The sequence below is a fragment of the Rhodococcus sp. BUPNP1 genome (genome assembly GCF_002215235.1).
Taxonomy (GTDB): Bacteria; Actinomycetota; Actinomycetes; order Mycobacteriales; family Mycobacteriaceae; genus Rhodococcus.
The window spans coordinates 20,272-27,718 of sequence record NZ_NERM01000040.1 but is presented as its reverse complement, the minus strand read 5'-3'; the positions used below and the strand labels follow the sequence as shown (position 1 = coordinate 27,718).

General features: G+C 70.8%; 8 protein-coding genes. 1 reads left to right on the top strand and 7 read right to left on the bottom strand.

Going from position 1 to position 7,447, the window contains the following annotated elements; genetic code table 11:
• Window positions 1-8: 8 nt before the first annotated feature.
• The 3 genes from B9C99_RS23820 to B9C99_RS23810 are packed head-to-tail and all read right to left on the bottom strand — an operon-like array spanning window position 9 to window position 3,162.
• On the bottom strand, window positions 9-1,124 hold the full coding sequence (locus B9C99_RS23820) for an FAD-dependent monooxygenase (protein ID WP_088899570.1): 1,116 nt from the start codon (window positions 1,122-1,124) through the stop codon (window positions 9-11).
• A gap of 50 nt (window positions 1,125-1,174) precedes the next feature.
• Window positions 1,175-2,131: a phosphotriesterase gene (locus tag B9C99_RS23815; protein ID WP_088899569.1), complete on the bottom strand. Its 957-nt coding sequence runs from the start codon at window positions 2,129-2,131 to the stop codon at window positions 1,175-1,177.
• 53 nt (window positions 2,132-2,184) lie between these two features.
• A complete protein-coding gene (locus B9C99_RS23810) occupies window positions 2,185-3,162 on the bottom strand; it encodes an aryldialkylphosphatase (RefSeq protein WP_088899568.1) in 978 nt (325 codons plus the stop codon).
• Window positions 3,163-3,310: 148 nt separating this feature from the next.
• On the opposite strand from B9C99_RS23810, the gene B9C99_RS23805 reads away from it, so the two are divergent.
• Window positions 3,311-3,901, top strand: a complete 591-nt coding sequence (locus B9C99_RS23805; RefSeq protein ID WP_088899567.1) for a TetR/AcrR family transcriptional regulator — start codon at window positions 3,311-3,313, stop codon at window positions 3,899-3,901.
• 12 nt (window positions 3,902-3,913) lie between these two features.
• Here B9C99_RS23805 and B9C99_RS23800 read toward each other — a convergent pair whose 3' ends face one another.
• Genes B9C99_RS23800 through B9C99_RS23785 form a run of 4 tightly spaced genes read right to left on the bottom strand, consistent with a single transcriptional unit; the run spans window position 3,914 to window position 7,380 of the window.
• Window positions 3,914-4,849 (bottom strand): LysR substrate-binding domain-containing protein, encoded by a 936-nt coding sequence (locus B9C99_RS23800; RefSeq protein WP_051033125.1) that lies wholly within the window; start codon window positions 4,847-4,849, stop codon window positions 3,914-3,916.
• 10 nt (window positions 4,850-4,859) lie between these two features.
• Window positions 4,860-6,017, bottom strand: coding sequence for an FAD-dependent oxidoreductase (locus B9C99_RS23795; RefSeq protein WP_016696432.1), 1,158 nt, complete (start codon window positions 6,015-6,017; stop codon window positions 4,860-4,862).
• Window positions 6,014-6,208, bottom strand: coding sequence for a ferredoxin (locus B9C99_RS23790; RefSeq protein WP_016696433.1), 195 nt, complete (start codon window positions 6,206-6,208; stop codon window positions 6,014-6,016). The genes B9C99_RS23795 and B9C99_RS23790 overlap by 4 nt, the downstream gene beginning before the upstream one ends.
• Complete coding sequence (locus B9C99_RS23785; RefSeq protein WP_088899566.1) at window positions 6,205-7,380, bottom strand: cytochrome P450; 1,176 nt, start codon at window positions 7,378-7,380, stop codon at window positions 6,205-6,207. The genes B9C99_RS23790 and B9C99_RS23785 overlap by 4 nt, the downstream gene beginning before the upstream one ends.
• Between the last annotated feature and the right edge of the window lie 67 nt (window positions 7,381-7,447).

Below are 7,447 nucleotides of genomic sequence, written 5' to 3'. Positions count from 1 at the left end.
GTGGGGATCTACTGGGCGGGCTGCTGCGCGGCGGGCTTCTGGCCCGGGAAGACGTCCTGGACCTCGTCCTCGGTCCAGCCCTGGCGGGAGATGCGCTGCAGTTCGTCGGTGACCGGCTTGCGCTGCGCCTGGAAGGCGGCGAGCGCCGCGGCGACGGTGTCGGTGTCGCGCAGGCAGTCGGCGAGCGCCCCGGCGTCGAGGATCGCCGAGTTCGCGCCCTGACCCTGGTGGTGCAGCATCGAGTGGGCGGCGTCGCCGATGAGCACCACGGAGTTGCTGTGCCAGCGCTCGATCGGGTCGATGTCGTAGACACCGCGGATGTTGACGATGTCCATGTCGAGGCCGGCGGTGATGTCGACGATGCGCTGGTCGAATCCGGCGACGGTGGCGAGCATGTCCTCCTTGCTCACCTGCGGCGCCCAGTCGGGGTCGGGGCACAGGGCGGTGATGTCGAAGGACACCTGGCCGCGGTGGCGCAGCGGCAGCAGGTACACCTTGGTGCCCTTGCCGATGTACATGCGCAGGTTGTCGTCGGTGACCATGCCGTGCGCGTCGGCGACGTCGATGACGGCGCGGTAGGCGCGTTCACCGGAGAACACCGGTTCGGCGGCGGAGAACAGCTGCTCACGGACCACGGACTTGATGCCGTCGGCGCCGATGACCAGGTCGGCGTCGACGCTGGTGCCGTTGGTGAAGGTCAGGGTGCTGCGGTCGCCGTGGTCCTCGATGCGCTCGAGCCGGTGGCCGAGTTTGACCATGCCGTCGGGCAGGGAGGCGATGAGGGTGTCGATGAAGTCGCCGCGGTGGATCAGGTGGGTGTGCTTCTGGTCGCCGTGCGCCGGCCAGGTGTCCTTCATGATCGGCTCGCCCGTGGCGGTGAGGATCTCGAAGTAGTCGCTCGGGGAGCTGACCTTCGCGATGTCGTCGAAGATGCCCCACTCGCGGAAGCGTTCCATGCTCGACGGGCGCAGGCCGATGCCGGCGCCGACCTCGCGGATCTCGGGGGCCTGTTCGTAGACGGTGACGTTCGCGCCGAGCAACGACAGGGCCCGGGCGGCGGCCGCACCGGCATAGCCCGCGCCGACGATGGCGATGGTGAGGTTGGTCGGATCCGAGGTCTGCATGTGGGTGTCTCTTTCGGAGGGCGCGCAGGGTGCGCGCCGGGAGATTCGGGTCAGGGTTGCGCGATGGTGAGGAAGTCGGCGGGGTTCTCGACGAACAGTTTGGTGATGGTGGCCTCGTCGAGTCCGGCCTCGCGCAGGTCCGGGATGAGGTCCTCGAACAGGTAGTTCACGGTGTGTCCCTTGACGCCCGGCCAGCCGAGTGGGCTGCAGTTGGCGTCGACGCCGGCCAGGGCCTGATCGAGGTGGCCGGCGTTGAGGAAGCGCAGGAAGTGGGCGAGGCGCTCTTTGCGGGGGCGCGCCCAGAACGGCGGGTCCTCGAGTTCGGTTTCGTAGCCGAAGGTGTCGAAGCCGACCCGGCCGCCCTGCTGCGCGATCCAGGTGTCGCGGGTCTTCTCGGCGTTGACGCCGTCGTCGGCGTGCCCGAACAGCACGCGGTGCAGCGGCAGGCCCTCCTCGGTGAAGATGGCGATGGCGTTCTCGGCGTCGATCGCGAGGTGGGTGAGGATCGGCACGCCGGTGGCGAGGGCGGCGCGGGAGGCGGCGCGGTAGATGCGCTTGTCGAGTTCGGTCATCTTCCCGCCGCGGGAGACACCGACCTTGATGACGCCGGCGCGGCTGCCGGTGTCACCGATGCCGACGGTGATCTCGTGCACGAACTGGCGCATCAGGTAGTCGACGGAGGCGCGTTCGAAGAACGGCAGGGCGGTGTCACCGCCGACGAAACCGGTGCAGGCGACGATGTGCACACCGGTCTTCGCGGAGAGGGACTTGTAGTAGTCGATGTCGCGGCCGTTGCAGATGCCGGTGACGTCGACGAAGGTGCCGCCGCCGTACTCGTGGAACTTGCGCAGCTTCGGGACGGTCTCCTCGTAGCGGACCTCGGGGCTCTTCCACCAGCGGGTGTCCAGCTCGGAGCCGGGCATGCCGTATCCGATGTGCTCGTGGACGGCGACGATGCCCAGTTCCTCGGGCGCGATCGGGCCCAGGACGGTGTTGACTCTCGACACAGCAATTCCCCTTCGGGACGAAGACTTCTCGGTGATGGGTGGTCGGCGGCGGTTCAGCGCGCGGCCAGCAGGTCCTGCGGGTTGGCGATGAGGATCTGCTGCACGGCGTCGTCGGTGAGACCGGCGGCGGTCAGCTGCGGCACGAAACCGGTGAGCACCGTCTCGTAGGGCAGATCGTTCGCCGGATGCCCCTTGGCGACGCCGGTGGCGCTCGACGACAGCAGGATCCGGTGACCGAGGCCGGCGTCGACGAGATCGCGGACCAGGGTGACACGCTCGGTGTCGGAGACGTGGAGCTCGTCCTTGCTGCCGACGTGGTCGAGGGCGAGGTAGGCGCCGCGACGGGCGATCTTCTCCGGGGCGCCGGCGGCGACGGCGTCGCGGCGATCCAGGCCGGCGACGACGATGCGGTCGGCGGGCAGTTCCTCGCCGAGGGCGACGTCGAGGTCGGCGAGGGCGTCGGCGCCGTAGCGCAGGATCGCCGCGACCCCGGTGCTACGGGCGGCGCGGGCGGCGCCGCGGAACAGGCTCTCCTCGGTGGCGGTCATGCCGTCGGGGTTCGCGGCGGTGGTCACCAGGCCGGCGGGGCCGCGGCGTTCGACGCGCGGCACGACCATGCCCTCGGTGATCTCCTGGGTGAACAGGTCGGCGAACTTGTCCGCGGGCCACGGGGTGGGCGGGTTGGTCTGCGGGGTCAGGAAGTAGCCGCCGAGCAGGTTCTCCGGGCCCAGGCCGGTGGAGGCGACGATGTGCACCCCGGAAGCGCGGGAGAGGTTCTCGTACAGCGGCACGTCGCGGCCGTGGAACATGCCGGTGGCGTCGACGACGGTGCCGCCGCCGGCGGCGCGGAAGGCGCGGAGTTTGGCGAGCAGCGTCGCGAAGATCTCGGCGCGGTCGAAGTCGATGTCGTAGGCGTGCTGGGCGCCGGGCAGCACCGACAGCAGGGCCTCGTGGATCGCGACGACACCGAGGTCGTCGGCGGGGACGGGGCCGAGGACGGTGTGGACGGTGCGGGGCGCGGCGCCTGTCATCGGCACTTTCCTTTCGTCGACATCGCTGGTTACGCGACGTGGTGGCAGTCACAGTACGGATTCGGAATACAGACTGTCAAGTGAATTATCGAAACGACGTGTGACTGTACTCGCCGGTAAGTGCTGCGTCGAGGATAGGATTTCCGCCATGTCGCTCCGTGCCGCCCAGAAGCAGATGACCTACGAGCTGTTCCTCGCCAAGGCGCTCGAACTGTTCGGCACCAAGGGCTACGCCGCAACCACCATCGACGACATCGCCACCGCCGCCGGATCCACGAGAACCACCTTCTACCTGCACTTCTCGTCGAAATCCGACGTGATGAGCGCGCTGCTGACGAAGGTCGACTCGATCCTCACCGCCGCCGACGATCCGTCGCTGACCGAGGTCGTCGCCTCCGGCTCCCGCGCCCTGATCCGGCAGTGGCTCGACCGCAAACTCACCCAGTGGGACGAGATCGAGCCGTATATGACCGCCTCCTACCAGGCGGCCCACGAACCGGACGTCGCGGCGAAGACCGAGCAGTGGTTCGAAAGCGCCGTCGCCGACATGACCGCCGGTCTCGACCGGGCCGACAGGCTCGCCCCGGACCGCCGCCGCATCCGCTGCGTCCTGGCGTTCGGGCAGCTCGAACACATGTCGCGCCGCTACTTCTCGGTGGGCTGGCGCACCCCGCGCGAGATCTGCCTCGACGAACTCACCGCCTCGTGGTGCTACCTGCTCGACGCGCAGAACGACTGAACACCGGCGCGGTCACTCGCCGAGGGTCGCGCCGGTGGTGGCCTCGACGAGGATCGCCCGCAGCCAGGAGATGAACGCCGTGTCGGCCAGTCGCGGATTCCACACCATGTCGATCCCCAATGGCGGCACCGGCAACGGGAACTCCTCGATCCGCAGCGGCAACTGACGGCGCATCTGTGCCGCGACCCGCCAGGTGTGGATCGCGACCCCACCGGCACGCGCCACCAACTGCGGCACCATCAGAAAATCCGACACCAGACCACCGATCCGGTAGGGCACCCCGGCCGCATCCAGCGCCGCATACGGAGTGATGCGGTGCCGCGCGTCGTAGGCGGTGTGCGGCACGGATTCGAGCAACTCCAGCGCCCCGGCGTCGGGAGCGGTGTCCGGGTGGGCGACGACCACCCACCGGTTCTCGTAGAGCCGCTCGCGCGGATAGGGCGCGGCGAACGCCTCCGACACGAGCACCACGTCCACCCCGTCGTCGGTGAAATCCGCCGGTTGCGGCTCGACGAAGGTGCGGATGCGCACCGTCGCGTGCGGGGCCCGCTCGCCGATCGCCCGCATCAGCTCCGCCCCGACCACGAAGGCGGTGCTGGTGGTCATCGCCAGGGTGATGGTGCGCGTGTCGCGGGCCGGGTCGAAACCGGGGAAGTTCACCACCCGCGCGGTCTGCCGCAGCACCTCCCGCAGCGGCGCGATCAGCTCGACGGCGCGCGGGGTGAGGACCAGCCCGCTCCCCTGCCGCACCACCAGTTCGTCATCGAGCAACCGCCGCATCCGGCCCAGCGCATGACTCATCGCCGGTTGCGTCATCCCGACCCGCGCGGCGGCGCGGGTGACCGAGCGTTCCTCGAGCACCGCCAGCAGCGGCACCAGCAGGTTGAGGTTCACCGCGGCCAGCCGCGCGAGGTCGGGATCGGCCGGATGCTCCGAAGGGCGGGTCACGCCCACGAACCTACCGAGCCGCCGTCGCGGTGCTCGGCAGTTCCCCGGTGGCCGCGGCGCGCCGCAGCCGCGGGATGGGGATGCGGTGGTTGATCGCCACCGCCACCCCCGCACCGTCCGGATGCCGCCAGTGCAGCAGCGCCGGTCCGCGCGGATCCTCGCCGGCCAGGACGGTGGGCTCCCCGTCGACGGGCAGGTGCCCGATCGCCTTGAGATGCAGTCCGAACTGCTCGGTCCAGAAATACGGATCGGCGTCGAACTCGGGTGCGGCGTCGCCGAGCAGCACGGCCGCTGCGGCGATGCGGGCCTGCTCGATCGCGCTGTTCCACAACGGGATCCGCCGCACCACCCCGCGGACCGGTACATGGGCGACGTCGCCGGCGGCGACGATGCCCGGCGCGACCCGCCCACGCGAGTCGGCGACCAACCGCCCGTCGGTGAGCACCCCGGACCCGTGCAGCCACTCGACGTTCGGGATGTCGCCGATCGCGGCGACGACCAGCTCGGCGGTGACGCGGCTGCCGTCGTCGAGGGTGATCGTCCCGGCCGCGAAGCCGGTGGCGGTGCCGTGGACGAGCTTCACCCCCGCGGCGGTGGCGGCGGTGGTGAACAGGTCGGACAGATACGGCCCGAACTGCGGGCGCATCGGGGCGGTGTCGGCGACGACGGTGACCTCGCAGCCGGCCTGCGCCGCGGCGGAGGCGACCTCCATGCCGAGCGGGCCGGCGCCGACCACCGCCACCGACGGCCGCCGGGCGAGCCGCTCGCGCAGGGCGAGGGCGTCGTCGAGGGTGCGCAACACCAACGCGTCGTCTCCCAGCGGCCGGGGGCGGGCGCCGGTGGCGATGACGAGCCCGTCGAACTCCAGCGCGGCGCCGTCGTCGAGGTGCACGAGCCGTGCGTCCACGTCCAGGCCGACCGCGGCGACGCCGAGGCGTTCGGTGGCGCCGTGCGCGGGGGCGGCGAGTTCGTGGGAGCCGCCGTCGGTGAGCAGCGCCTTCGACAACGCCGGCCGTGAGTAGGCGGGGATCGGTTCGTCGCCGACGACGGTCAGCTGCCCGGTGAACCCGGCGGCGCGCAGGCTGTCGCAGGCGGTCTGCCCGGCGATGCCGTTGCCGACCACCACGATCCGCTCCATGCCGGTGCCCAGGGGAACTGCGGTGCTCATGCGAGCTTCAGGGCGGCGACGGGACACACCCGCACGGCGGCGCTCGCGGCCGCGGCCTGCGGGCTGCCCTCGGGCACCTCGGTGACGTCGAGGACGAGTTCGCCGTCGTCGTCGAGGTGCATCAGCTCGGGGGCGGCCTCCTCGCACAGGCCGTGGCCTTCGCAGCGGGGACGGTCGAGGGTGATCTTCATGCGGGCACAACCTCCAGGATCTCGAGGGCGTCGATGGAGCGGGTGGTGTTGCCGGGCACCCGGATCGGCTCGGCGGCGACGAGGCGGCGGGCGTGCCGGGCCAGGGCGGCGATGATCGCGTGGGCCTCGAGGCGGGCCAGTCCCTGCCCGGCGCAGCCGTGCGGGCCGTAGCCGAAGGACAGGTGATCGACCGGATTGCGGGCCACCCGGAACGCATCCGGGTCGTCGTAGTGCCGTGGGTCGCGGTTGCCGGAGCCGAGCAGCACCGCCGCCTGCGACCCGCCGGGGATCAGGTGGCCGTCGATCTCGACGTCGCGGGTGACGGCGCGGCCCCAGGCGTGCAGCGGCGCCCAGTAGCGCAGCACCTCCGCGAAGGCGGACGGCACCAGCGCCGGATCGGCGCGCACGAGGTCGAACTGGTCGGGGAACGCCGCGAACAGCGCGATGAGGTTGCCGATCGAGGCGATGGTGGTGTCCACCCCGGCCCCGAGATACTGGTGGATGATGTGCCCGGCGCTGCCGGCGGGGACGGCGCCGCGCGCCTCGGCGTCGAAGATGCCGCGCCCGACCGAGCCGGGGGTCAGATCCTCGGCTTGCACCTGTGAGCACCACGCGTACAGCTCCCCGGCGATGGGGAAGTTCTCGGCGGTGCGCTGGTTCATCGGGCCGAGGACCTCCATGGCGGCCTGTCCCCAGCGCAGCATGTTCGCGCGTACCTTGCCGGTGAAGCCGATGAGGTCGGCGACGACCTCGAGCGGGAAGGCGCGGGCGAGGGCGTCGATCGCCTCGAAGGACCCCGTGGTGACGAGGTCGGCGACGAGCGTGTCGGCCTTGGCCTCGATGGTGGTCTTGAGTCCGCGCAGCGCGCGGGGCGAGAGGTTCTCGGTGAGGGTGGCGCGCAGTTCGGTGTGGACGGGTGGGTCCGAGGCCAGGGAGGTGCCGCGGAGGGCGTCGTTGGCGGCGGGGTTGAAGGCGATGGCGCGGGAGGAGAACGTCGCGGTGTCGGCGAGGGCGCCGCGGATGACGTCGTAGCGGGTCAGGGCGTAGACGTCGTGGCGCGGCAGGTACACCACGGGGCCGAGTTCGCGCAGCTGCGCGAAGGTCGGATAGGGGTCGACGAGGACGTCGTCGGCGAACAGGTCGACATCGGCGGAGGGAGGGCTGCTGGTCATGCCCTCAGTGAAGCGACCCCCCGAGGATTGATCCAACTCATAATGTGCATCCCCAATCATGCATAGC

Bases quoted from the DNA above. Each gene is read 5' to 3' on its own strand.
- B9C99_RS23820 (WP_088899570.1), bottom strand. From the start codon at position 1,124: ATGCAGACCTCGGATCCGACCAACCTCACCATCGCCATCGTCGGCGCG.
- B9C99_RS23810 (WP_088899568.1), bottom strand. From the start codon at position 3,162: ATGACAGGCGCCGCGCCCCGCACCGTCCACACCGTCCTCGGCCCCGTC.
- B9C99_RS23805 (WP_088899567.1), top strand. From the start codon at position 3,311: ATGTCGCTCCGTGCCGCCCAGAAGCAGATGACCTACGAGCTGTTCCTC.
- B9C99_RS23795 (WP_016696432.1), bottom strand. From the start codon at position 6,017: ATGAGCACCGCAGTTCCCCTGGGCACCGGCATGGAGCGGATCGTGGTG.
- B9C99_RS23790 (WP_016696433.1), bottom strand. From the start codon at position 6,208: ATGAAGATCACCCTCGACCGTCCCCGCTGCGAAGGCCACGGCCTGTGC.
- B9C99_RS23785 (WP_088899566.1), bottom strand. From the start codon at position 7,380: ATGACCAGCAGCCCTCCCTCCGCCGATGTCGACCTGTTCGCCGACGAC.